1 protein-coding gene is annotated in these 257 nt (G+C 58.0%); it reads right to left on the bottom strand.

The genetic code is table 11. The features are described from left to right. Positions 1-257, bottom strand: a 257-nt coding sequence (locus AC0L3P_RS40340) for an ABC transporter substrate-binding protein (RefSeq protein WP_473309504.1), incomplete at both ends; no start/stop codon positions are given.

Here is a 257-nt window from a genome sequence, read left to right as displayed (position 1 = left end):
ACCTTGATATCGCGCACCAGGGAATGGCCCGCCGTGCGCCACGCGCGGAATTTCGGATTGGTGATGAGCTCGAGAGTGAATTTCACGTCATCGACAGTGAAAGGCTCGCCGTCGTGCCAGCGGACGTCATCACGCAGGCGGATGCGCCACACAAGTCCGTCCTCTGAAATGCCGCCGTTTTTCTGGCTGGGCACTTCGACAACGAGATTGGGCTGAAGAACACCCTTAGGGTCCATGCGAACGAGTGCATCAAACAC

Source organism: Bradyrhizobium sp. WSM4874 (genome assembly GCF_055811835.1).
Note: the sequence above shows the minus strand (reverse complement) of the source record. Positions and strands in the feature narration are given on the sequence as shown.